Below are 22,513 nucleotides of genomic sequence, written 5' to 3'. Positions count from 1 at the left end.
GGTGATTCGCCGGCAGGGGCGGCGAACGCAGGAATGACGGTATTGGGAATGATTCCTATTATGAGGCAGCCACCCCGGCAAGGCGCACCTACACTCCGGGACATGAGCCGCACTCCCGACACCATCAGCACCCTGCGCGACCTCCTCACGCGCTGCCGCACCCTGGCCGTGGTCGGCCTGTCGCCGCAATGGCACCGGCCCAGCTACTTCGCGGCCAAGTACATGCAGGCGCACGGCTACCGCATCGTTCCGGTGAACCCGCTCGTCGCGCGCGAGCGCGGGCAGATCCTCGGCGAGACCGCCTACGCCAGCGTGGCGGAGGCCGCCGCCGCCCTGGCCGCGCAGGGCGCGAAGATCGACATGGTGGACTGCTTCCGCAAGAGCGAGGACATCCCGCCCTTGGCCGAAGAGGCCATCGCCATCGGCGCGCAATGCCTGTGGCTGCAGCTCGGCGTGTTCAACGAGGAAGCCGTGCGGCGCGCGGAAAGCGCGGGCCTGCGCACCGTGCAGAACCGCTGCGTGAAGATCGAGCATGCGCGCCTCTTCGGCGGCCTGGGCTGGATGGGCGTGAACACCCAGGTGATCTCGGCCAAGCGCCTGCGCCAGCTCCCTTATTGATAGCTGCTTGCGCTTGAATTGCAAGCGCTAGAGGCATATTCCACTCAAAGAACACCATGCGAGACGACACCCCCTCCGGCACCGACCGCGCCTTCGGCTTCGGCACCCGCGCCATCCATGCCGGCGCCCAGCCCGACCCCGTGACCGGCGCGCGCGCCACGCCCATCCACCAGACGACGAGCTTCGTCTTCGACGACGCCGAGCACGCGAGCAGCCTGTTCAACCTGCAGACCTTCGGCAACGTCTACAGCCGCATCAGCAACCCCACGGTGGCCGTACTGGAGGAGCGCATCGCCAGCCTCGAAGGCGGCCGCGCAGCCCTGGCCTGCGCGAGCGGCATGGCGGCGCAGATGGCGGCGCTGCTCGCCATCCTGAAGGCCGGCGACCACATCGTGGCGGCCAGCACGCTCTACGGCGGCACGGTGGGGCAGCTCGGCGTGGGCTTTTCGCGCCTGGGGATCGAGACCACCTTCGTCGATCCCGCCGACCCCGAGAACTTCGCGCGCGCCATGCGCCCGAACACGCGCGCCGTGTACGGCGAGACCATCGGCAACCCGCTGGTCAACGTGCTCGACATCGGCGCCATCTCCGAGGTGGCCCGTGCCCACGGCGTGCCGCTGGTCATCGACAACACCGTCGCCAGCCCCTACCTCTGCAACCCGCTCGCCCTGGGCGCCGACATCGTGGTGCACAGCGCCACCAAGTACATCGGCGGCCACGGCACCACGATGGGCGGCGTGGTGGTGGAAGGCGGCAAGTTCCCGTGGGACAACGGCAAATTCCCCGAGATGGTCGAGCCCAGCCGCGCCTACCACGGCGTGAAGTTCTACGAGACCTTCGGCGACTTCGGCTACACCATGAAGGCGCGCATGGAAGTCAACCGCACCTTCGGCGGCGTGCTCTCCCCCATGAATGCGTGGCAACTGCTGCAAGGCGCCGAGACACTGCACCTGCGCATGCGCGAGCACTGCCGCAACACGCTGGCGGTGGCGAAATTCCTGCAGCAGCACCCGCAGGTGGCCTGGGTCAACTACCCCGGCCTGCCCGATTCGCCGTATTTCGAACTGGCGCGCAAACAGTTCCGCGCGGTGGATGGCAGCCCCGGCGCGTCGGGCATCTTGACCTTCGGCGTCAAAAGTGGAAAGGGTGGCGGCGCCGCGGCGGGCGAGAAGTTCATCGACGCCTGCGAGTTCCTGAGCCACCTGGCCAACATCGGCGATGCGAAGACGCTGGTGATCCACCCCGCATCGACCACACACCGGCAGCTCAGCGAGGAGGAGCTGGCCCGCGCGGGCGTGGGCGCGGACATGGTGCGGCTGTCGGTGGGCATCGAGGACGTGGAGGACATCCTCTGGGACATCGACCAGGCGCTGGAGCGCGCCGCAGGCTGACCCGCCATGCCCGACGCCGCCCTGCCCTCCATGGTGCTCGACCTGCTCGCCGCCAGCGAGCTGATCGTGGGCGTCTTCGACGAGCGGGACGTGCTGCGCTTCGCCAACACGGCCTTTGAAAACGCCTTTCACCTGCGCCCCGACGGCCGCAGCACCTGGCTGGACCTCATGCGCGCGAACCATGCGCACCGGCGCGGCTCGGTGGTGAGCGCGGAGGATGTCGAGGCCTGGCTCGCCGCCGCCAAGTCGCGGCGCGGCAAGCTGCCCTTCCGCGCCTTCGAGGCCGACCTCTACGACGGGCGCTGGATCTGGATGACCGAGACCCTGCTGGGCAATGGCTGGATGCTGTGCGTCGCCAGCGACATCACCGCCGTCCACCAGGACGGGCGCGCCCTGCGCCAGGCCTACGACCAGGCCCTGCGCACCGCTCAGACCGATGCGCTGACGGGCCTGTCCAACCGCACGCACATCGTGCAGCAGGCGGGCCAGCTCATCGCCCAGGGCTGCCCCTTCGCGCTGGTGCTGCTCGACCTGGACCATTTCAAGCACATCAACGACCGCTACGGCCACCCGGCGGGCGACGAGGTGATCCGCGACTTCGCGCGGCACCTGCAGGCCAGCATCCGGCGCGAGGACGGCGCGGGACGCGTGGGCGGGGAAGAGTTCACCCTGGTGCTGCCCGACTGCGGCCGGGAGCAGACCGAGGCCATCGCCTCCCGCCTGTTCGCGCGCGTGCGCGCGTCCCGCCCGCTGGCCGGCGCGCCCGCGCAAGGCTACACCGCCAGCGCCGGCCTGGCGCTGCACCAGCCCGGCGAAAGCGCCACGCAGCTCTACAACCGGGCCGACCGGGCGCTGTACCGCGCCAAGGACGCGGGGCGCGACCAGTGGGCCTGGGCCACCGCCTCTTGATCTACGACAAGCCCGGCGGGCTTGCCGGCGCCGCGGCCGGGGCAGCCTGCGACAATCCCCGCCCATGAGCTTCGCCCCCCTCCAGAACGACACCTTCCTGCGCGCCTGCCGCCGCCAAGCCACCGACTACACGCCCCTGTGGCTCATGCGCCAGGCCGGGCGCTACCTGCCCGAGTACAAGGCTACGCGCGCCAAGGCCGGTAGCTTCATGGGCCTGGCGACCAACGTCCAGTACGCCACCGAGGTCACGCTGCAGCCTTTGGAGCGCTTTCCGCTCGATGCGGCCATCCTGTTTTCCGACATCCTCACCGTGCCCGACGCGATGGGCCTGGGCCTGTCGTTCGCCGAGGGCGAGGGCCCGCGCTTCGCCCAGGTGGTGCGGGGCGAAGCCGAGGTCGACCGACTGGCCGTACCCGACATGGACAAGCTGCGCTACGTGTTCGACGCCGTCACCAGCATCCGCCGCGCGCTGGACGGCCGCGTGCCGCTGATCGGCTTCTCGGGCAGCCCCTGGACGCTGGCCTGCTACATGGTCGAGGGCAAGGGCTCGGACGACTACCGCCTGGTCAAGAGCCTGATGTACGCCCGCCCGGACCTGATGCACCGCATCCTGGCGGTGAACGCCGACGCCGTGGCCGCCTACCTCAACGCGCAGATCGACGCGGGCGCGCAGGCCGTCATGGTGTTCGACTCCTGGGGCGGCGTGCTGGCCGACGGCGCGTTCCAGCAGTTCAGCCTGGCCTACACCCGCCGCGTGCTGAGCGCATTGAAGCGCACGGGCGTGGACGGCCAGGACGTGCCGCGCATCGTCTTCACCAAGGGCGGCGGCATCTGGCTGCCCGAGATGCAGGACCTCGGCTGCGAGGTGCTGGGCCTGGACTGGACGGCCAACCTGGGCAAGGCCCGCGCCATCGTGGGCGCCACCCATGCGTTGCAGGGCAACATCGACCCCAACGTGCTGTTCGCCCCGCCCGAGCAGATCGCGGCCCAGGCGCGTGCCGTGCTCGACAGCTTCGGCGCGCCGCACACCGACCCGGCCACCACGGGCCCCACGCACATCTTCAACCTGGGCCACGGCATCAGCCAGTTCACGCCGCCCGAGCACGTCGCCGCGCTGGTGGAGACGGTGCACAGCCATTCGCGCCGCCTGCGCGCACGCTGAAAAAGACGCCGGCGCCCCGCGCTGCCGGCTTGACTTATGCACACTGCCGCGCTAGCCGCGCGGCGCCGCAGCGCGCGGCGGCACACCCGCCGCGCAGGCCGCGAAATCCCACGGATGGCGCGCAAGCCGTTGATTCATATAAGCGGCCTGTTCATGCCGCTTTTGTGTGCAGGATAAGAAGAGCGCGCAGTGACAAGGCTTTGCGACGGGTCCAGCCGGGATATCAACAAAGTTATCCACAGAAAAGCTGAACTTCTCTCAAATTCCTTGCAAAATCAAACACTTGCCGGATGCTGTACATGCGAAGTCTCTTTTTCGGCATTTCTCCTAGCATATTTCCAGCCATGCGCAGCGCTTGACAGGCCAGTTGTACACATGCTTGGCCGAGCGGAGACCACCCCGCCGCGACGCCCGGGGGTGCGCGCCGGCTATCTTGCGGTGCAGCAAAGATCATTGATTCATATGCTTTTTTTGGCGCCAACCCCTGCGAATGTGCTAGCACCCGCGCACGCATCCACGGCACGTAGCGGGGCATGGAGGGCAGCTATCAACAAAGTTATCCACAGAACGGCCATTTTCTGGGGACAAGACTGTGGAATCATGCGAACCCGCCGCTGACCGACCGATGCCCGATTCCGCTCCACCCGCCCCTCCCGCCGCTGCCGACTGCCTGGTGCACGTGGCCGTCAACACACCTGCGCACAGCGCCGTGGGCGAGCTGCTGACCTATGCCAGCACCCAGCCCCTGCCGCCCGGCACGCTGGTGCGCGTGCCCCTGGGCACGCGCGAGGTGCTGGGCGTGGCGTGGGATGCGCCCGCGGACGCCACCGCCCTGCCGCCCGGCACGGCGCCCCGCGCGGTGGCGGGCGTGCTGGACGGCGTGCAGCCCCTGCAGGCCGCCTGGCGCCGGCTGGTGGCCTTCACCGCGCGCTACTACCAGCGCGCCCTGGGCGAGGTGGCGCTGGCCGCCCTGCCGCCGCAGCTGCGCGACCTGACGCCCGCGCAGATGGCGCGCCGCCTGCGCCGCCCCGCCGCCCCGCCCGCAGACGCGCAAGAACTTGCAAAAACCATAGCGCTTACCGCAGAGCAGGCAAGCGCCTGCGGCCAAATTGACTCACAACCCGGCCCCTTCCTGCTGTACGGCAGCACGGGCAGCGGCAAGACCGAGGTCTACCTGCACTGCGTGCAGCAGGCCCTGGCCGCCGCCCCCGAGGCCCAGGCGCTGGTGATGGTGCCGGAGATCAACCTCACCCCCCAGCTGGAGGCGCGCTTCCGCGAGCGCTTCGCGCCGCTCTACGGCGAGGCCGCCGTGGTCAGCCTGCACAGCGGCATGACCAACCCCCAGCGCCTCAAGAGCTGGCTGGCCGCGCACACCGGCGCGGCGCGCATCGTGCTGGGCACGCGCATGGCCGTGTTCGCCAGCCTGCCGGGGCTGGCGCTCATCGTGGTCGACGAGGAACACGACGCCAGCTATAAGCAGCAGGAGGGCGCGCGCTACTCCGCGCGCGACCTGGCCGTGTGGCGCGGGCGCGAGCAGGGCGCGAAGGTCATCCTGGGCAGCGCCACGCCGTCGCTGGAGAGCTGGCACGCCAGCAGCCCCGAGGTGGGCCGCTACCAACGGCTGGCCATGCCCAGCCGCATCGGAGAAGGCGAGCTGCCGCGCCTGCGCCTGGTGGACATGGCCCAGCAGCCGCGCGGCGCCGTGTTCGCGCCGCCGCTCGTGGCCGCCATCACCGAGCGCGTGGAGCGCGGCGAGCAGTGCCTGGTGCTGCTCAACCGCCGCGGCTTCGCGCCCGTGCTGCACTGCCACGACTGCGGCTGGAAGAGCGACTGCCCCCACTGCAGCGCCCACCAGGTGTTCCACAAGAGCGACCGCACGCTGCGCTGCCACCACTGCGGCTTCGCCCAGCGCGTGCCGCGCGCCTGCCCCGCGTGCGGCAACCCGGACATCGCCCCCGTCGGCCGCGGCACCGAGCAGCTCGAGGAACAACTGGCCGCGCTGCTGCGCAACGTCATCACGCCCGAGCGCCGCGCCGCGCGCGTGGCCCGCATCGACGCGGACACCACCCGCGCCAAGGGTGCGCTGGAGGAGCAGCTCGCCCAGGTGCACGCCGGCGAGGTGGACGTGCTCGTGGGCACGCAGATGATTGCCAAGGGCCACGACTTCCGCCGCATCACCCTGGTGGCCGCCGTGCAGCCCGACGGAGCGCTCTTCAGCAGCGACTTCCGCGCGCCCGAGCGCCTGTTCGCGCTGCTGCTGCAGGCGGCCGGCCGCGCCGGGCGCGACGCGCGCTACGTGGCCGCCCAGGGTGGCCAGCCGCCCGAGATGTGGCTGCAGACCTGGCACCCCGACCACGCCGTGTACGCCGCGCTGCGCCGCCACGACTACCCGGCCTTCGCCGCCCGGCAGCTCGCCGAGCGGCAGGAGGCCGGCATGCCCCCTTCGCCCACCAGGCCCTGGTGCGCGCCGACGCACGCACGCAGGAGGCCGCGCAGGCTTTCCTGCAGGCCGCCGCCGGCGCGGCCCGCGCCGCCGCGCTGCCGGGCATGGACGCCATCTTCCTGTTCCCGCCCGTGCCCCTGGCCGTGCAGCGCGTGGCGAACGTCGAGCGCGCCCAGATGCTGCTGGAATCCCCCAGCCGCGCCGCGCTGCAGCGCTTCCTGGCCGCATGGCAGCCGCTGCTGCACGCCGAGCGTGCGCGGCACAAGGGGCTGGCGCGCTGGCTGGTGGACGTGGACCCGCAGGCGATTTGAGGCCAAAACAGCCTCCAGCGCTTGTCCAGCAAGCGCAAGCAGCTACTCGATCAATAGCGCCACGGCCGCCGAGAAGCTGAGGAACGCCAGCGCGGTGGACACCAGGATCACCCGCGCCACGCGCCCGCCGTGCGCGCCGAAGCGCTCCACCAGCAGCGCCACGTTGCTCGCGCTGGGCAGCGCTGCCACCAGCACCATCACCGTCAGCGCGAAGGGCGGCAGCGGCGCGCCCAGCGCCATGGCCGCGCGGCCCACGCACCACACCAGCAGCGGGTGCAGCACCAGCTTGGCCAGCGCCAGCGGCACATAGAGGCGCGCCGGCACGCGCTCGTGCTGGTTCATCTGCGAGCGCGCCAGCACCGCGCCGATGGTGAACAGCGCCACGGGCGAGGCCGCGCCCGCGAGCATGGCCAGCGTCTGGTCCACGGGGCCGGGCAGGCGCCACTGCAGCGCCGAGGCCACGCCGCCCAGCACGATGGACCAGGGCATGGGGTTGGTCGCCATGCCCTTGAACGCGTTGCGCAGCGCCACCGCCACGCCGTGCGCGCCCGCGCCGTCCAGGCGCGAGAGGGCGATGCACAGCGAGCTGGTGATGACCATGTCGATGGTCAGCACCAGGATGACCGGCCCCGCGCTGCGCTCGCCCATCAGCGCCACGAGCAGCGGCACGCCCATGAAGCCGGTGTTGGGAAACGCGGTGACCAGCGCGCCGAAGGCCGCGTCGTTCCAGCCGATCGACCCGCGCCGCGTGAGCGCGATGGTGGCGCCCACCACGAGCAGCGCGCACAGCAGGTAGACGCCGGCCACGGCCGGGTCCAGCAGCTGCGCGATGGGCGTGCCCGCGCCGAAGCGGTAGAGCATGCACGGCAGCGCGAAATACAGCACGAAGGTGTTGAGCCCGCCGATCGCCGTCGTGGGCAGCGCGCCCGCGCGCGTGGCGAGGTAGCCGCAGAGCACGAGGGCGAAGAAGGGGAAGGTGACGAGCAGGACGGACAGCACGGACGGCATTCTCGCCTGAGCTCCGGCCGGCATCCGCTACCATCGAAGCGCTACCCCAAGGAGACAACGACGATGCTGACCGCCCTCGCCTACACCATGATCGTCGTCTTCATGGCGCTGATCATGACCAAGCGCCTGTCGGCCATGGTGGCGCTGATCCTGGTGCCCATCGTGTTCGGCCTGATCGGCGGCTTCGGCATGGGGCTGGGGCCGATGATGCTCGACGGCATCAAGAAGCTCGCGCCCACGGGCGTGATGCTGATGTTCGCCATCCTCTACTTCGGCATCATGATCGACGCGGGCCTGTTCGACCCGGTCGTGAAGCTGGTGCTGCGCCTGGTGGGCGGCAGCCCGACGAAGATCGTGGTGGGCACCTTCCTGCTGGCCGCGGGCGTCTCGCTCGACGGCGACGGCTCCACCACCTACATGATCACCTGCGCCGCCATGCTGCCGCTCTACCAGCGGCTGGGCATGAACCGGCTGGTGCTGGCCTGCGTGGTGATGATGGCCGGCCAGCTCATGAACATCCTGCCCTGGGGCGGGCCCACCGCGCGGGCCGTGAGCGCTTTAGGCGTGGAGATGGGCCAGGTCTTCGTGCCGATGATCGCGCCCATGGTGGTCACCGGCGCGTGGTGCACCTTCGTGGCCTTCATCCTCGGGCGGCGCGAGGCGCGGCGCCTGGGCGCCATCCGCCTGGACGGCACGCGCGGCGGCAGCCAGTCCATCGCCGAGGTAACGGGCGGCGACCCCACGCTCGCGCGGCCCCGGCTGCTGTGGGTCAACGCGCTGCTCACGCTGGCGCTGATGGTGCTGCTGGTGATGGACGTGTTCCCGCTGCAGGTGCTGTTCATGGTGGCCTCGGCCATCGCGCTGATGATCAACTATCCCCAGTTGCAGCAGCAGAAGGAGCGGCTGGAGGCCCACGCGGTGAACATCGTGCCCGTGGTGTCGCTGATCTTCGCGGCCGGCATCTTCGTGGGCATTCTCTCGGGCACCAGGATGGTGGACGCCATCGCCACCAGCGTGATCGCCATGGTGCCGGACTGGATGGGCCCCTACATGGCGGTGGTCACGGCGGTCCTAAGCATCCCGTTTACCTTCTTCATCTCCAACGACGCGTTCTATTTCGGCATCCTGCCCATCCTGGCCAAGACGGCGGCCGTCTACGGCATCGGCGCGGCCGAGATCGCGCGCGCCTCGCTCGTGGGCCAGCAGGTGCACCTGCTCAGCCCGCTCGTGGCCTCGACCTACCTGCTGGTCGGGCTGGTCAAGGTGGAGTTCGGCGACCACCAGCGCTTCACGCTGCTGTGGGCGCTTTCCGCCGCCTTCGTGATGCTGGCGGCCATGCTGGTGCTGGGCGTCATTCCACTGGTAGGGAGCGCAGCATGAACCCCGACATCCGCACCATCCTCTACGCCTCGGACCTGGGCGAGGGCTGCGAGGCCGCGCTGGCCTACGCCATCGGCCTGGCCGACCGCCTGGGCGCCCGGCTGCAGGTGCTCACGGTGATCAGCGACGAGCGCGAGCGCTCGCTCGTGGACATCGACTCTCACGTGCCCCAGCAGGCGCTGGACCAGTACCACGACCGCCGCGCCGTGCGCACGCTGGCACACATCGAGGCGCAGGTCGCCGGCTTCTACGCCGCGCGCGGCGGCAGTGCGCCGCGCCAGCCCGTGACCGAGCTGATCGTGCACGAAGGCGACGACGTGCCCCAGGCCATCCTCGACGCGGCCGACCGCGGCGGGGCCGACCTGGTGCTGATGGCCTCGCGCGGCAAGGGCGTGCTCGCCGGCCTGCTGTTCGGCTCGGCCACGCAGGAGGTGCTGCGCCGCACGCGCAAGCCGCTGCTGCTGGTGCCGGTGGGGGAGTGATGACGGAACGCCCGCTCTCCCGCCGCGCCGCGCTGTGCCAGCTGGGCGGCCTGGCGGCCGCGCCCGCGCTGGCGCAGCCGGCCGACGAGCTGCTCGACTACGCCCCGCGCGCCCGCCCGCCCGAGGGCTATCCGGCCGCCTACGCCACCACGGTGCGCGCGGCGGAGGACGAAGGGCGCCTGTCCATCCACTCCACCACCGACGAGCGCGTGGCCGCGCCGCTGGTGGCGGACTTCCGGCGGCTGTACCCGCGCATCGCCGTCGCGTACGAAGACCTGGGCAGCACCGAGCTGTACCACCGCTTCATCGCAGAGAACCAGCTCGGCCGCGAGGCCGCCGACGTGCTCTGGAGCTCGGCCATGGACCACATGGTGGCGCTCGCCACCGCCGGCCATGCGCTGGCCTACGCCTCGCCCGAGCAGGCGCACCTGCCCGCCTGGGCACAGTGGCAGGACCGCCTGTGGGCCACCACCTACGAGCCCGTGGTGTTCGCGCACCACAAACCCTCGCTGCCCGAAGGCGAGGTGCCGCGCAGCCACGCCGCGCTGGCCCGCTGGCTCGCCGGCGCGCAGGGCGGCGCGGTGAGCTACGACATCCAGAAATCCGGCGTGGGCTATTTCCTCGCCGCGCAGGACGCCGCCGCCAGTGAGGCCACCTTCTGGGCCACCGCCCAGGCCCTGGGCGCGGGCCGCGCCCGCCTGCTGCTGACCACCGACGCCATGGTGCGCCAGATCGCCGACGGCCGCGCGCGCTTGGGGCTGAACCTGCTGGGCGCCTACACCGTGGCCCAGGCGCGCGAGCGGCCCGCGCTCGGCGTGGTCTTTCCCGAGGACTACACGCTGGTCACCTCGCGCGTGCTGCTCATCAACAGCCGCGCCGCGCACCCGAATGCGGCCCGGCTGTGGCTGGACTACCTGCTCTCGCGGCGCGGCCAGACGGTGATGGCCACCGCCGCGCGCCTGTACGCGCTGCGCGAGGACGCCACGGGCGAGACCACCGGCGCCGCCCTGCGCCAGCTGCTGGGCAGCCGCGCGCGCCCGGTGGCGCTGGGCCCCGGCCTCGCGGCGCCGCTGGCCAACGCGGCCTACCGCGACTTCATCCTGCGCTGGCGGGCCGCGCTGGGGTACGGGAAGGGGTAGGCCGGTATCATCGGCGGCCCTCTCGCGCTTTCGCGCCCTGCTCGCCCTTCAATGTCCGGTCTCAATCTCGCGCAACTCCAGGCTGTCCACTACACCGAAGGCCCCTGCCTGGTGCTGGCCGGCGCGGGCTCGGGCAAGACGCGGGTGATCACGCACAAGATCGCGCGGCTCATCGAGACGGGCCTCGCCCCCCGGCGCATCGCCGCCATCACCTTCACCAACAAGGCCGCGGCCGAGATGCGCGAGCGCGCCGCCGGGCTCATCGGCCGCCAGGCCAAGGACGTGCTGGTCTGCACCTTCCACGCCCTGGGCGTGCGCATGGTGCGCGAGGACGGGCACGTGCTCGGACTCAAGCCCTCGTTCAGCATCCTCGACCAGGACGACGTGACCGGCATCCTCAAGGACTGCGCGGGCGGCACCACCGACCTGGCCACGGCGCGCCAGTGGCAGTGGACCATCAGCGCCTGGAAGAACCAGGGCTGGGATGCGCGCAAGGCCCTGGCGATGGCCAAGGACGACAACGAGCGCAGCATCGCCCTCGTCATGCAGCGCTACGAGGAGCGCCTCTCCGCCTACCAGAGCGTGGACTTCGACGACCTGATCGGCATGCCCATGCGCCTGCTGCGCCACCACCCCGAGGTGCGCGAGAAATGGCAGCGCATCCTGGGCCACGTGCTGGTCGATGAATACCAGGACACGAACGCCACGCAGTACGAGTTGCTGAAGTTCCTCGTGGGCGAGCGCGCGCGCTTCACGGCCGTGGGCGACGACGACCAGAGCATCTACGGCTGGCGCGGCGCCACGCTGGAGAACCTCAAAAAACTGCCGCAGGACTTCCCCCAGCTCAAGGTGATCAAGCTGGAGCAGAACTACCGCTCCACCAGCGCCATCCTGCGCGCGGCCAACAACGTCATCCAGCCCAACCCCAAGCTCTACCCCAAGACCCTGTTCAGCGAACTCGGCGAGGGCGAGCCCGTGCGCGTGGTGGACTGCGACAACGAGGAGCACGAGGCCGAGCGCGCCGTGGCCCGCATCCAGGGCCTGCGCGCTGCGAGCAACCCGCCGCCCGCGTGGAAGGACTTCGCCATCCTCTACCGCGCCAACCACCAGGCCAAGCCGTTCGAGAAGGCCTTGCGCAAGGCCAACATCCCCTACAAGGTCTCGGGCGGCACGTCGTTTTTCGACCGCGCCGAGATCAAGGACCTGTGCGCATGGTTCCGCCTGTGGATCAACAACGACGACGACCCCGCCTTCCTGCGCGCCGTCGCCAACCCGCGCCGGGGCGTCGGCCACACCACGCTGGGAGCCTTGGGCGAATTCGCCACGCAGCACAAGCAGAGCATGTTCGGCGCGCTCTTCAACGCCATGCTGCCCGCGGTGATCCCCAAGCGCGGCATGGACGGGCTGCTGGAATTCGGCCGCGCCATCAACGACCTGGAGCACCGCGCGCGCCACACGCACGGCCACGAGGCCGCGCGCGCGTTCCTGGCCGACTGGCTCCAGGAGATCGGCTACGAGCAGCACCTCTACGACGGCGAGGACAGCGAGAAGGTGGCCGCCGCGCGCTGGAGCAACGTGCTGGAGTTCTGCGACTGGATGGCCCAGCGCGCGGGCGGGCAGGTCGAGGAGGGCCTGCAAAGCGAGACCAAGAGCCTGCTCGAAGTCGCGCAGACCATCGCGCTGCTCTCCACCATCTCGGAGCGCGAACAGGAGCAGGACATGGTCGTGCTCTCCACCCTGCACGCCAGCAAGGGCCTGGAATGGCCCCACGTGGTGCTGGCCGGCGTGACAGAGGGCATGCTGCCCTTCAAGCTCGACGACGACGAGGGCCGCCAGCAGAAGGTCGCGGACGACGTGCTGCAGCGCCTGCAGGAGGAGCGCCGCCTGATGTACGTGGGCATCACCCGCGCCCAGCGCACGCTGGCCGTGGGCTGGACCAAGAAACGCAAGAAGGGCCGCGAGATGGTGGCCTGCCAGCCCAGCCGCTTCATCGCCGAGATGAAGCTCGACGCCACCACCATGCGCGAAGACCCGCGCGAGAAGCTCAAGGCGCTGCGCGCCGAATTCGCGGCGCGCAAGGCGCAGGCCGCCACCCCCTGAACACACCCATGCGCATTACTCCTCTTTTGATAGCTGCCAGCGCTTGCCTGATAAGCGCCTGCGCCCAAAACCCCTCTCAGAACCGTCCCGCCTGCCCCACCGCCGCGCAAATGGACCAGCCCGAGCTGGTCGGCCGCTGGCAGGCCGACATGCCGGGCCAGAGCGGCCCCATCGTGCTGGAGCTGGGGCCCCACCCCGAGTGGGACGGCACCGTGAAGGGCCGCATCCTGCGGCCCGGCGGAAGCAGCATCGTGGTGGGCGACGTGAACAAGGGCGCGCTCACCCTGGAAGAATCGCGCGACGGCAAGAAAGTGACCGGCAACTGGTTCGGCGACGTCGTCGAAGGCAGCTGCGCCCGCGAGATCCGCGGCGAGTGGACGGACGAAGCCGACCGCCCCTTCCGCTTCACCCTGCGCAAACTCGGCCCCGTCCATCCATGAAACGCACCCTGCTCGCCTCCCTGATCGCCCCCCTGGGCGCCACCTGCATGGGCACCGCGCTGCCGCTGGCCGCCCATGCGCAGGACACCGCCGCCGGCAACGCCGGCTGGCGCCAGTGCGCCGCCCTGACGGGCGACAGCCAGGCGCGCCTGGCCTGCTTCGACCAGTGGGCCGGCAACCAGGCCTGGCAGGCGCCTGCCGCCGCGGCCAGCGCGCAGCCCGAGGCGGCCGCGAGCGCGCCGCCCCCGCCCGTGGACGCCACGCTGCCCGCCACCCGCATCATCGAGGTGGCCCAGGTGGATGGCTGCCGCGACGGGCAGTACAGCACCCTGTCGCGGTTCTGGGAGCTGGAGAGCGGCACCGACTGCGGCGCGTTCCGCTTCCGCGGCTACCGGCCCATGAACGTGTCCGTGGTGGGTGCCAGCAACGTCAACCGCCTGCCCACCTCGGGCAACCCCAACAACAGCGCCGAAGACCCCGTCGCCTACCGCCGCACCGAGATGCGCGTGCAGCTCTCGGTGCGCACCAAGCTCGCCCAGGGCCTGCTCACGCGCGGCGATCCCCAGCTGCGCGACTCGCTGTGGGTGGGCTACACGCAGCAGTCGTACTGGCAACTGTTCTCCGCCAACATCTCGCGGCCCTTCCGCAACACCGACCACGAGCCGGAGATCGTCTACGTCTACCCCACCGACGCCAAGCTGCCCTTCGGCTGGCGCTGGCGCTACAGCGGCCTGGGCCTGGTGCACCAGTCCAACGGCCAGAGCGACCCGCTCTCGCGCAGCTGGAACCGCGTCTACCTCATGACCGGCATGGAGCTGGACAACCGCTGGACCGTCACCGGCCGCATCTGGAAGCGCCTGCACGAAAGCGCCGACAGCGACAACAACCCCGGCATCAGCGGCTACGTGGGCCGCGCCGAGCTGGGCCTGGGCTGGAACGTGGACAAGGACAACCTGCTCACGCTCACCGCGCGCCATTCGCTGGACTCCGCGGGGCGCGGCTCGGTGCGCCTGGAATGGCTGCAGAGCCTGGGCACCAGCCTCGTGGGCAACCGCACCAACCTGCGCCTGCACACGCAGCTCTTCAGCGGTTACGGCGACAGCCTGATCGACTACAACCGCAAGCGCACCGTGTTCAGCGTGGGCGTGAGTCTGGTCGATTTCTGATCCGCATCACATCCGGTTACCGTTTGAACGGCCCCGTGGCTTGAAGCCCCCACCCGGGGCCGACACAATCGCACGCAACCCGAGGCCCCGGCGGCACGCCCCGCCACGGGAAAAGCGCCTGTTTCACACCGCTTTCCGCGCCATTGCCGCCCGCCTCCCCCCGGAGAATGCCCCCTCGGAGGACGACGACCATGGACATGCAATACCAGCTCAAGGCAGGCAGCTACTACCTGTACGACATGCGTGAGGCGCCCAGCGCCGTCACCGGCGAGCGCAGGTTCAAGCTGAAGACCGACACCGTGGCCATCGCCTTCGACGTGCACACCGGCGAGGTGCACCAGCACGGCAACCCGGCGCGCATCCAGTCCTGGGCCACGCACACCCGCCGGCGCCTGCGCGCGGCCGGGGCGCAGCAGGCGGCCAACGACATCGTCGTCGTCTCCGGCCCGCTGCCCGTGGACGAGCTCAACAAGTGCCTGTGGATCACCGGCTACTGCCGCCGCATGCTCCAGCGCCTGGCCAGCCTGCCGCACGGCAAGTTCCCGCGTGCGGCGGAACAATGGAGAAAAGCGGCTTGATCGCTTACCCACCAAGCGCAAGCAGCTCCTGATTGAATAGCAAACCTCCCCAAAAAATCACAGGAACATCCCGCCCGACGCTTCGATGCGCTGGGCATTCACCCAGCGGCTCGCGGGCAGCAGCAGCGAGGCCACCACGCCGCCGATGTCCTCCGGCACGCCCACGCGGCCCAGCGCCGTCTGCGAGGCGATGAAGGCATTCACCTGGGCGTTGTCGCGCACCGCGCCGCCGCCGAAATCGGTGGCGATCGCCCCCGGCGCCACGACGTTCACCGCAATGCCGCGCGGCCCCAGCTCCTTGGCCAGGTAGCGCGTGAGCACTTCCACCCCGCCCTTCATCGCCGCGTAGGCGGCATAGCCCGGCAGCGCGAAGCGCGCCAGGCCGGACGACAGGTTGACGATGCGCCCGCCATCGCGCAGCAGCGGCAGCAGCGCCTGGGTGAGGAAGAACGGCCCCTTGAGGTGGATCGCCACCAGCTCGTCGAACTGCGCCTCGGTCGTATCGGCGAAGGCCGCGTGAATGCCGATGCCCGCGTTGTTCACGAGGAAGTCGAAGCGGTCGCACGCCCACACGCGCGCCAGCGCCTCGCGCAACTGCTCCACGAAGGCCGGGAACGTGCCGCTGCGCGCCACGTCGAGCGGCAGTGCCACGGCACGGCGCCCCAGGGCCTCGATCTCCGCGACCACGGCCTGCGCCTCGTCGGCGCGGCTGCGGTAGGTCAGGACCACGTCGATGCCCTGGCGCGCGATCTGGAGCGCCGCGTTGCGGCCCAGGCCCCGGCTGCCGCCGGTGACGAGCGCGATGGGAGTAGCGGGGGTGGAAGAAGTCATGGCAGGTGTCCTTGGTAGAGGGAATGCCTGCACTGTATTGGGCGATGAGATTTTGATAAACAATCCAAAATTGGTTTGTTTGTTCAAATATTCCGATCAATCATGAACCCCGTCGAATGCATGCAGGTCTTCGCCCGCGTGGCCGAGCTGGCCAGCTTCACGCAGGCCGCCCAGGCGCTGGGCCTGCCCAAGGCCAGCGCCTCGCTGGCCGTGCAGCAGCTCGAGGCGCAGCTCGGCACGCGGCTGCTGCACCGCACCACCCGGCGCGTGCAGCTCACGCAGGACGGCCAGGTCTGCTACGAGCGCTGCAAGGGGCTGCTGGCGGACCTGGACGAATTCCAGGCCATGTTCCAGCACCCCGGGGGCGCCCCGCTGCGCGGGCGGGTGCGCATCGACATGACCACGGGGCTGGCGCGCAACGTGGTGATCCCGCGCCTGCCCGAGCTGCTGCGCCGCCATCCCGCGCTGGAGGTGGAGCTCAGCAGCACCGACCGCCGTGTGGACCTGGTGCGCGAGGGTTTCGACTGCGTGCTGCGCGCCGGCCCGGTGGGCGACGCGAACCTCGTCGCGCGGCCCCTGGGCGTGCTGCACCAGGGCAACTACGCCAGCCCCGCCTATGTGGAGGCGATGGGCACGCCGCGCACGCTGGAAGACCTGCCGCGCCACCGGCTCGTGCACTACGCGGGCACGCTGGGCGCGCGCCCGGCGGGCTTCGAGGTACAGGACGGCAGCGGCGCCGTGGCGCGCCACGCCATGGCCGGCGCGGTGACCGTCAACAACGCCGAGGCCTACCTGTCGGCCGGCCTGGCGGGCCTGGGGCTGATCCAGGTGCCGCGCCTGAGCGTGGAAGACCTGCTCGCACGCGGCCTGCTGGTGGAGGTGCTGCCCGCGCATGCGGCCCCGCACATGCCGCTCACGCTGATCTATGCCCACCAGCGCAACCTGTCGCGGCGCGTGCGCCTGGTGATGGACTGGCTGGCCGACGTGGTCCGGGCCCGGCTGGGCGGCGACGCTTAGGCTTCGCCGTCTTCCGCCTGCTGTGGCTCCGCGTGCTTGACCACCGTGACAGGCACCGGGCTCTGGTGCACCAGCGCCTGCGACACCGAGCCCAGCAGCGCCCCGCGCAAGCCCCCGAGGCCGCGCGCGCCGATGAAGAGCGCGTCGCAGCCGCAACGCTCCACCATGTCCACCAGCGTGGCGGCCACGGGGCCCAGGCCGATCTCGGTCTCGTAGGGCACGCGCGCGGCTTCCACCAGGGCCACGGCGCCGGCCATCAGGTGCTGGCCGGCCTCCACGCTGGCCTGGGCCACGGCATCGGCACCCTGCGTGGCCAGCTCGATCAGCGAGGCCTCTTCCTGCACGTGGCCCAGCACCAGCGTGGCCTGCAGGCCACCCCGGCGCACCAGTTCCAGGCCGTGGCGCACGGCGTCCAGCGCGAGTTCGGAGCCATCGACGGCGATCAGGATTCGGAGCATCGGTCACCTCTTTTCTTCAGAAACGTCAATGCCCCCAGTGTAGACAGCGGACGTGGCCGTCCGCGCATGTGCGGGCCTTGGCCGGGGCTTTGCGCCAACACCCCACTATTGAAAATTCTTTCTGCAATAGTGATTAGTGTTATGCAATTACTTTTAATCGGGATAAGATTGTTGCAAACAACCCAGGAGACAACCGCATGACCTCCATCACCCCCACCGCGCTGCGGCTGCGCCGCCGGCTGGCCCTGTCCCTCGCCGCGGCCTGCTGCGTGCTCGGCACCCACGCAGCCGCCGCGGAAAGCCAATGCAAGCAGACCGCCGAGGGCTATCCCGCGCGCCCCGTCACGCTCGTCGTGGGCTTCCCGCCGGGCGGCCAGACGGACCAGGTGGCACGCTTCGTGGCCGAGGCGCTGGGTTCCCGGCTGGGGCAGCCCGTGGTGGTGGACAACCGCGGCGGCGCGGGCGGCACCATCGGCGCGGCCTCGGTCGCCAAGGCACCGGCGGACGGCTACACGCTGATGCTCGGCACCCTGGGCACGCAGGCGATCAACGCCTCGCTCTACCCCAAGCTGCCCTACGACCACCTCAAGGACTTCAAGGCCGTGGCCTACGTGAGCACGGCGCCCAACGTGTTCCTGGTGCGCGCCGACTCGCCCGTCACGTCCATGAAGGACCTGGTGGCCGCGGTGAAGGCCAAGGCACGGCCGATCAACATCGCGCTGCCCGGCAACGGCACCAGCCCGCACCTGTCGTCGGCGCTGTTCGAGAACATGGCGGGCATCCAGATGCAGAGCATCATGTACCGCGGCAACGCGCCGGCGCTGGCCGACGTGCTCGGCGGGCAGGTCGAATTTCTGGTGGATTCGGTGACCACCGCGCTGCCGCACGTGCAGCGCGGCACGCTGCGCGCCCTGGGCGTGACGACCGTGCAGCGCAGCCCGCTGCTGCCCGACGTGCCATCGGTCTCCGAAACGCTGCCGGGCTACGAGGTCAACCCCTGGTGGGGCGTGGTGGCGCCCGGCGCCACGCCGGCCCCGGTGGTGCAGCGGCTCAACTGCGAAATCAACGAGGCGCTCAAGGACCCCAAGCTGGTGAAGCGCTTCCAGGACCTGGGCGCGATGACGCAGCCCATGTCGTCCGACGCCTTCGGCCAGCTCATCGCACGCGAGACCGCCAAGTGGGAGAAGGTGATCAAGGCGGCCAACATCCGGCTGGAGTGAGGCCCGCATGGATGCCTCCCTGCTGTACCTGGGCGCGCAGGCGCTGCAAACACTCGACCTGACACCGCGCGCGGTGTGCGACGCACTGGCCGAGGCGTTCGCGCGCCACGCGGCCAGCGGCTTCATCGCCCCGCCCAAGCAGACGCTGGCGCTGGGGCCGGGCCATTTCTTCCAGTCGCTGTCCGTCGCGGCGGCGGGCCAGCCGCACGCGGCCACGAAGTGGGTGGGCATCGCCAGCGCCAACGCCGGCCGGGGCCTGGCCAACGTGAACGGGCTGATCCTGCTGAGCGACACGGACACCGGCGAGCCCCTGGCCGTGATGGATGCGAACCTGCTCACGGTGATGCGCACGGCAGGCATGTCGGCGCTCGCGGCGCGCCACCTGGCACGGCCGGACAGCCGCAGCATCGGCTTCATCGGCTGCGGCCAGCAGGCCCGGGGGCACCTGCGCGCGCTGCGGGACGTGCTGCCGCATCTCTCCTGCGCCGTGGCCTATTCATGCCGGCTGGAGACGGCCCAGGCCTTCGCCGCCGACGCGAATACCCTGGGCCTGACCGCCCGCGCGGTGAGCGCGCCGGACGAGGTGCTGGCCTGCGACGTGGTCGTGACCTCGGTCGCCGGCGGCCCGTCGCTGCAGCCCTTCCTCGATGCGCGCCAGGTTCAGCCGGGGTGCTTCGCCACGGCAGTGGACCTGGGCCGCTCGTGGCTGCCGCAGACGCTGGAGGCCTTCGACCTCAAAGTCACCGACGACCACGCCCAGGCCGACGACCCGCAGAACCGCCGCAAGCTCGCCTACCAGGGCCGCTTCGATGCCGACCTGGCCCGGCTGGTCGCCGCGCCCGGCAGCGGGCGCACCAGCGATGCGCAGCGCATCCTGTTCCTGTTCCCCGGGTTCGCCGTCGCCGACCTGGCCATCGCCAGCCTGGCCTACCGCACGGCCCTGGCCGCGGGCGCGGGGTGCGGCTGCCGCGCTGAGCACGCTCCGGGACACTGGGACAATGGCGGCCATGCTGCAATTCCAACTTCTCGCCACCGACCCCCACAGCCACGCCCGGCGCGGCACCCTCACGCTGAACCACGGCGTGGTCCAGACCCCCATCTTCATGCCCGTGGGCACCTACGGCACCGTCAAGGGCGTGATGCCGCGCAGCCTGCAGGAGATGGGCGCGCAGATCATCCTGGGCAACACCTTCCACCTGTGGATGCGCCCGGGGCTGGACATCATGCAGAGCTTCGGCGGGCTGCACGGCTTCGAGAAGTGGGACAAGCCCATCCTCACCGACTCGGGCGGCTTCCAGGTCTGGAGCCTGGGCGCCATGCGCAAGATCACCGAGGAGGGCGTGCACTTCGCCTCGCCCGTGAACGGCGACAAGCTGTTCATGTCGCCCGAGGTCAGCATGCAGATCCAGACGACCCTCAACTCCGACATCGTCATGCAGCTCGACGAGTGCACGCCCTACGAGACCAACGGCCACAAGACCACCGAGGCCGAGGCGCGCAAGAGCATGGAGATGAGCCTGCGCTGGGCCACGCGGTCGAAGAACGAATTCGAGCGCCTGGGCAACCCCAACGCCCTCTTCGGCATCGTGCAGGGCGGCATGTTCAAGCACCTGCGCGAGGAATCGCTGCAGGCGCTGGTGGAGATGGACTTCCCCGGCTACGCCGTGGGCGGCGTGAGCGTGGGAGAGCCCAAGGACGAGATGCTGGACATCATGGCCCACACGCCCCATCGGCTGCCCGCGCACAAGCCGCGCTACCTGATGGGCGTGGGCACGCCCGAGGACCTGGTGCAGGGCGTGGCCGACGGCGTGGACATGTTCGACTGCGTGATGCCCACGCGCAACGCGCGCAACGGCACCCTCTTCACGCGCTACGGCGACCTGAAGATCCGCAACGCGCGGCACAAGAGCGACCACCAGCCGCTCGACCCCAGCTGCACCTGCCACGCCTGCGCCGGCGCCGAGGGCGTCTCGTGGAACGACGGCGGGCGCGGCGGCTTCTCGCGCGCCTATCTGCACCACCTGGACCGCTGCGGCGAGATGCTGGGCCCCATGCTCACCACCGTCCACAACCTGCACTATTACCTGAACCTGATGCGCGAGGTGCGCGAGGCGCTGGACGCGGGCACCTTCGCCGCCTTCCGCGCCCGTTTCAAGGCCGACCGGGCGCGCGGGGTCTGACGAACCCCGAGGAGCCTGGCCTCCGCCGCTCCTGTTTGTATAGCTGCCAGCGCTTGATACAAAAGCGCTGGAGCCTTGAATCACCGAAGAATATCAACCGCGCAGATCCGGCGGCAGCGTGCCCCCGTTGGCGGCGATGCTGCGCATCACCTGCTTGTGCAGGCCGATGTTCCAGCCGGCCGAGCCGGGCTCGTCGCTGGTTTGGTAGAACAGCTCGCCCGCCAGCTCCTTGCGCGCGGCCAGGCTGCTGTCCAGGCCCAGGAGCTTGAGCAGATCGACGATGGAGGTGCGCCAGTTCAGGCCGCTGGCGCCGGGCATGGCGTCCAGGATGGGGGCCACGTCGCCCAGCGGGATCGGCGCTGGCGCCGGCGCGGCGGCGGGTGCGCTGGCGGCGGTGGCGGACGCTGCAGCCGGCGGCGCGGGCACGACCTCGGCGGCGTTGGCCGACGGAAAGATCTTGGAAAAGATGTTGGAGAAAAAGCCCATGGTTGCTCCCGAAGGTGAGGTTGAGATGGCTGGATCACACGGCGCGGGGCCAAGCCCGGCGCGCCGCCAGCCGTTGTATCACGCCATAGGGGGCGCTGGCGGCCGGGCGTGCGTCCCGGTGCCGCAGGCATGGCAGAAGCGTGCGAACGCGCTCTTGCGCGTGCGGCAGGCACCGCAGCGGTCGAACAGGCCGATGCCGCAGTGCGGGCAGAAGTCGATCTGCTCGTTCTTCAGATCCACCGGGCGCTCGCAGCCCGGGCACACGCCCTTGGCCAGGCGCGCCAGGGCCACGTCGTAGCTCAGCTCCTTGCGGCGCTCCTGGTCGGGCAGCGACTCGGCCTGCTTCTGGCGCTCCAGGTAGCGGTTCAGCGCCAGGATGGCGTAGCGCCCCACGAGCGCGGTGCCCACGATGCCGACCACGTAGCGCACGTAGCCGCCATAGCTCGGCAGGTAAGGCACCAGCTCCACGAAGAACGCGAACAGCGCGAAGAAGATGAAGCCCCAGACGAAAGGCCAGTACGTGCTCTTGCGCTTCTTCGCGAACAGCCAGCCCGCGGCGACGAGCAACGGCAGCGTGAGCGCCAGTCGGTAGAGGAACACGCGCAGCTCCACCCGGCGCTGCTCGGCCGCCATCTTCTCGTAGCCCGCCTGCTCCAGATCATCCAGCCGCTGCTGCGCGCTGCCCAGGGCCTGGCGCGCATCGAGCTGGGCCTGCTGCTGCGCCTGCACGGCCTGCTGCGCGCGGCGCTCCTGGCCCTTGAGCGCGTCGAGCGCCTGCGTGCGCGCGATCACCTCGGGGTCGTGCTCGGAGCGCTGCGTGGCGCTGCGCGCGGCCAGCCAGTTGCCGAAGGTCTCGCGCGCGGCCTGCGTCTCCCCGCGCGCCTTGGCGTGCTGCAGCCGCGCCTGCTCCAGCGCGGCCTGCGCTTCTTCCTCGGCCTGCCGCGCGGCCTTGGCCTGCGCGCGCAGCGGCTGCGCGGCGGACTGGTCGACGAAGTCGTCCAGGCGCAGCGGCGTCTCCACCTTGGGCAGGTCGCCGACGATGGTGCCGCCCAGACCGATCAGGAAGCTCGCGAACACCAGCGCCACCAGCCACAGGCCGCGGCGGAACCATTTCTCGGACAGGCGCAGTGCCTTGCTCATGCTGCTCTCCACTTGTAAGGAAATACTACGTTTTTAATAGCTGCTTGCGCTTGC

At 70.4% G+C, this 22,513-nt stretch carries 19 protein-coding genes and 2 pseudogenes; 16 read left to right on the top strand and 5 right to left on the bottom strand.

Going from position 1 to position 22,513, the window contains the following annotated elements; all coding sequences use genetic code 11:
* The first annotated feature begins 102 nt into the window (after nt 1–102).
* From AAG689_RS24575 to priA, 5 genes and pseudogenes are all read left to right on the top strand, one after another.
* Entirely contained in the window at nt 103–618 is a 516-nt protein-coding gene (locus AAG689_RS24575; RefSeq protein WP_406624185.1) for a CoA-binding protein, read from the top strand.
* Between the two features lie 56 nt (nt 619–674).
* Nucleotides 675–2,009, top strand: coding sequence for an O-acetylhomoserine aminocarboxypropyltransferase/cysteine synthase family protein (locus tag AAG689_RS24570; protein WP_406624184.1), 1,335 nt, complete (start codon nt 675–677; stop codon nt 2,007–2,009).
* 6 nt (nt 2,010–2,015) lie between these two features.
* Nucleotides 2,016–2,918 carry a GGDEF domain-containing protein gene (locus tag AAG689_RS24565; RefSeq protein ID WP_406624183.1) on the top strand — a complete coding sequence of 301 codons (903 nt, stop codon included), beginning with the start codon at nt 2,016–2,018 and terminating at the stop codon, nt 2,916–2,918.
* A 64-nt stretch (nt 2,919–2,982) separates the two neighbouring features.
* Nucleotides 2,983–4,080, top strand: a complete 1,098-nt coding sequence (hemE, locus tag AAG689_RS24560; RefSeq protein ID WP_406624182.1) for a uroporphyrinogen decarboxylase — start codon at nt 2,983–2,985, stop codon at nt 4,078–4,080.
* Between the two features lie 625 nt (nt 4,081–4,705).
* Nucleotides 4,706–6,834, top strand: a pseudogene (gene priA / locus AAG689_RS24555) (primosomal protein N').
* A gap of 42 nt (nt 6,835–6,876) precedes the next feature.
* On the opposite strand, the gene AAG689_RS24550 reads toward priA, so the two are convergent.
* The gene (locus AAG689_RS24550; RefSeq protein WP_406624181.1) at nt 6,877–7,833 is read right to left on the bottom strand and encodes an AEC family transporter; all 957 of its coding nucleotides are present in this window, start codon (nt 7,831–7,833) and stop codon (nt 6,877–6,879) included.
* 72 nt (nt 7,834–7,905) lie between these two features.
* Here AAG689_RS24550 and AAG689_RS24545 point away from each other — a divergent pair, with 72 nt between their 5' ends.
* The 7 genes from AAG689_RS24545 to AAG689_RS24515 all read left to right on the top strand — a co-directional run bounded on the left by AAG689_RS24545 (nt 7,906) and on the right by AAG689_RS24515 (nt 15,127).
* Entirely contained in the window at nt 7,906–9,222 is a 1,317-nt protein-coding gene (locus AAG689_RS24545; RefSeq protein ID WP_406624180.1) for a CitMHS family transporter, read from the top strand.
* Nucleotides 9,219–9,704: a universal stress protein gene (locus tag AAG689_RS24540; RefSeq protein ID WP_406624179.1), complete on the top strand. Its 486-nt coding sequence runs from the start codon at nt 9,219–9,221 to the stop codon at nt 9,702–9,704. Before AAG689_RS24545 ends, AAG689_RS24540 begins: the two co-directional genes overlap by 4 nt.
* Nucleotides 9,704–10,843 (top strand): ABC transporter substrate-binding protein, encoded by a 1,140-nt coding sequence (locus AAG689_RS24535; RefSeq protein ID WP_406624178.1) that lies wholly within the window; start codon nt 9,704–9,706, stop codon nt 10,841–10,843. The genes AAG689_RS24540 and AAG689_RS24535 overlap by 1 nt, the downstream gene beginning before the upstream one ends.
* A 51-nt stretch (nt 10,844–10,894) precedes the next feature.
* Nucleotides 10,895–12,943: an ATP-dependent helicase gene (locus AAG689_RS24530; RefSeq protein ID WP_406624177.1), complete on the top strand. Its 2,049-nt coding sequence runs from the start codon at nt 10,895–10,897 to the stop codon at nt 12,941–12,943.
* Between the two features lie 110 nt (nt 12,944–13,053).
* Nucleotides 13,054–13,383 carry a hypothetical protein gene (locus AAG689_RS24525; protein WP_406624176.1) on the top strand — a complete coding sequence of 110 codons (330 nt, stop codon included), beginning with the start codon at nt 13,054–13,056 and terminating at the stop codon, nt 13,381–13,383.
* Entirely contained in the window at nt 13,380–14,549 is a 1,170-nt protein-coding gene (locus AAG689_RS24520) for a phospholipase A (RefSeq protein WP_406624175.1), read from the top strand. The genes AAG689_RS24525 and AAG689_RS24520 overlap by 4 nt, the downstream gene beginning before the upstream one ends.
* A 191-nt stretch (nt 14,550–14,740) precedes the next feature.
* Complete coding sequence (locus AAG689_RS24515; protein WP_020229884.1) at nt 14,741–15,127, top strand: hypothetical protein; 387 nt, start codon at nt 14,741–14,743, stop codon at nt 15,125–15,127.
* Nucleotides 15,128–15,184: 57 nt separating this feature from the next.
* Here the strand turns inward: AAG689_RS24515 and AAG689_RS24510 are convergent, their stop codons facing one another.
* A complete protein-coding gene (locus AAG689_RS24510; RefSeq protein WP_406624174.1) occupies nt 15,185–15,958 on the bottom strand; it encodes an SDR family NAD(P)-dependent oxidoreductase in 774 nt (257 codons plus the stop codon).
* A 102-nt stretch (nt 15,959–16,060) separates the two neighbouring features.
* On the opposite strand from AAG689_RS24510, the gene AAG689_RS24505 reads away from it, so the two are divergent.
* The gene (locus AAG689_RS24505; RefSeq protein ID WP_406624173.1) at nt 16,061–16,975 is read left to right on the top strand and encodes a LysR family transcriptional regulator; all 915 of its coding nucleotides are present in this window, start codon (nt 16,061–16,063) and stop codon (nt 16,973–16,975) included.
* Here AAG689_RS24505 and AAG689_RS24500 read toward each other — a convergent pair.
* A complete protein-coding gene (locus AAG689_RS24500; RefSeq protein ID WP_020229881.1) occupies nt 16,972–17,433 on the bottom strand; it encodes a universal stress protein in 462 nt (153 codons plus the stop codon). The genes AAG689_RS24505 and AAG689_RS24500 overlap by 4 nt on opposite strands.
* Before the next feature lie 197 nt (nt 17,434–17,630).
* Between AAG689_RS24500 and AAG689_RS24495 the strand changes: the two genes are divergently transcribed.
* The 3 genes and pseudogenes from AAG689_RS24495 to tgt all read left to right on the top strand — a co-directional run bounded on the left by AAG689_RS24495 (nt 17,631) and on the right by tgt (nt 20,833).
* Complete coding sequence (locus tag AAG689_RS24495; protein ID WP_406624172.1) at nt 17,631–18,653, top strand: Bug family tripartite tricarboxylate transporter substrate binding protein; 1,023 nt, start codon at nt 17,631–17,633, stop codon at nt 18,651–18,653.
* A 7-nt stretch (nt 18,654–18,660) separates the two neighbouring features.
* Nucleotides 18,661–19,536: pseudogene (locus AAG689_RS24490) on the top strand (ornithine cyclodeaminase family protein); the annotation flags it as partial.
* Nucleotides 19,537–19,660: 124 nt separating this feature from the next.
* Nucleotides 19,661–20,833, top strand: coding sequence for a tRNA guanosine(34) transglycosylase Tgt (tgt, locus tag AAG689_RS24485; protein ID WP_406624171.1), 1,173 nt, complete (start codon nt 19,661–19,663; stop codon nt 20,831–20,833).
* A 93-nt stretch (nt 20,834–20,926) separates the two neighbouring features.
* Here tgt and AAG689_RS24480 read toward each other — a convergent pair whose 3' ends face one another.
* Together AAG689_RS24480 and AAG689_RS24475 are read right to left on the bottom strand one after the other, a co-directional pair.
* Nucleotides 20,927–21,319 carry a DUF3597 domain-containing protein gene (locus tag AAG689_RS24480; RefSeq protein ID WP_020229877.1) on the bottom strand — a complete coding sequence of 131 codons (393 nt, stop codon included), beginning with the start codon at nt 21,317–21,319 and terminating at the stop codon, nt 20,927–20,929.
* Nucleotides 21,320–21,397: 78 nt separating this feature from the next.
* Entirely contained in the window at nt 21,398–22,459 is a 1,062-nt protein-coding gene (locus tag AAG689_RS24475; protein WP_406624170.1) for a serine endopeptidase, read from the bottom strand.
* Nucleotides 22,460–22,513: the final 54 nt, after the last annotated feature.

It is taken from the genome of Acidovorax sp. SDU_ACID1 (assembly GCF_045291395.1).
Classification (GTDB): Bacteria; Pseudomonadota; Gammaproteobacteria; order Burkholderiales; family Burkholderiaceae_C; genus MR-S7.
Note: the sequence above shows the minus strand (reverse complement) of the source record. Positions and strands in the feature narration are given on the sequence as shown.

What these genes read in the sequence shown, in the direction of transcription:
- AAG689_RS24575 (WP_406624185.1), top strand. Translation starts at nt 103, where the DNA reads ATGAGCCGCACTCCCGACACCATCAGCACCCTGCGCGACCTCCTCACG.
- AAG689_RS24570 (WP_406624184.1), top strand. Translation starts at nt 675, where the DNA reads ATGCGAGACGACACCCCCTCCGGCACCGACCGCGCCTTCGGCTTCGGC.
- AAG689_RS24565 (WP_406624183.1), top strand. Translation starts at nt 2,016, where the DNA reads ATGCCCGACGCCGCCCTGCCCTCCATGGTGCTCGACCTGCTCGCCGCC.
- hemE (WP_406624182.1), top strand. Translation starts at nt 2,983, where the DNA reads ATGAGCTTCGCCCCCCTCCAGAACGACACCTTCCTGCGCGCCTGCCGC.
- AAG689_RS24545 (WP_406624180.1), top strand. Translation starts at nt 7,906, where the DNA reads ATGCTGACCGCCCTCGCCTACACCATGATCGTCGTCTTCATGGCGCTG.
- AAG689_RS24540 (WP_406624179.1), top strand. Translation starts at nt 9,219, where the DNA reads ATGAACCCCGACATCCGCACCATCCTCTACGCCTCGGACCTGGGCGAG.
- AAG689_RS24535 (WP_406624178.1), top strand. Translation starts at nt 9,704, where the DNA reads ATGACGGAACGCCCGCTCTCCCGCCGCGCCGCGCTGTGCCAGCTGGGC.
- AAG689_RS24530 (WP_406624177.1), top strand. Translation starts at nt 10,895, where the DNA reads ATGTCCGGTCTCAATCTCGCGCAACTCCAGGCTGTCCACTACACCGAA.
- AAG689_RS24525 (WP_406624176.1), top strand. Translation starts at nt 13,054, where the DNA reads ATGGACCAGCCCGAGCTGGTCGGCCGCTGGCAGGCCGACATGCCGGGC.
- AAG689_RS24520 (WP_406624175.1), top strand. Translation starts at nt 13,380, where the DNA reads ATGAAACGCACCCTGCTCGCCTCCCTGATCGCCCCCCTGGGCGCCACC.
- AAG689_RS24515 (WP_020229884.1), top strand. Translation starts at nt 14,741, where the DNA reads ATGGACATGCAATACCAGCTCAAGGCAGGCAGCTACTACCTGTACGAC.
- AAG689_RS24510 (WP_406624174.1), bottom strand. Translation starts at nt 15,958, where the DNA reads ATGACTTCTTCCACCCCCGCTACTCCCATCGCGCTCGTCACCGGCGGC.
- AAG689_RS24505 (WP_406624173.1), top strand. Translation starts at nt 16,061, where the DNA reads ATGAACCCCGTCGAATGCATGCAGGTCTTCGCCCGCGTGGCCGAGCTG.
- AAG689_RS24500 (WP_020229881.1), bottom strand. Translation starts at nt 17,433, where the DNA reads ATGCTCCGAATCCTGATCGCCGTCGATGGCTCCGAACTCGCGCTGGAC.
- AAG689_RS24495 (WP_406624172.1), top strand. Translation starts at nt 17,631, where the DNA reads ATGACCTCCATCACCCCCACCGCGCTGCGGCTGCGCCGCCGGCTGGCC.
- tgt (WP_406624171.1), top strand. Translation starts at nt 19,661, where the DNA reads ATGCTGCAATTCCAACTTCTCGCCACCGACCCCCACAGCCACGCCCGG.
- AAG689_RS24480 (WP_020229877.1), bottom strand. Translation starts at nt 21,319, where the DNA reads ATGGGCTTTTTCTCCAACATCTTTTCCAAGATCTTTCCGTCGGCCAAC.
- AAG689_RS24475 (WP_406624170.1), bottom strand. Translation starts at nt 22,459, where the DNA reads ATGAGCAAGGCACTGCGCCTGTCCGAGAAATGGTTCCGCCGCGGCCTG.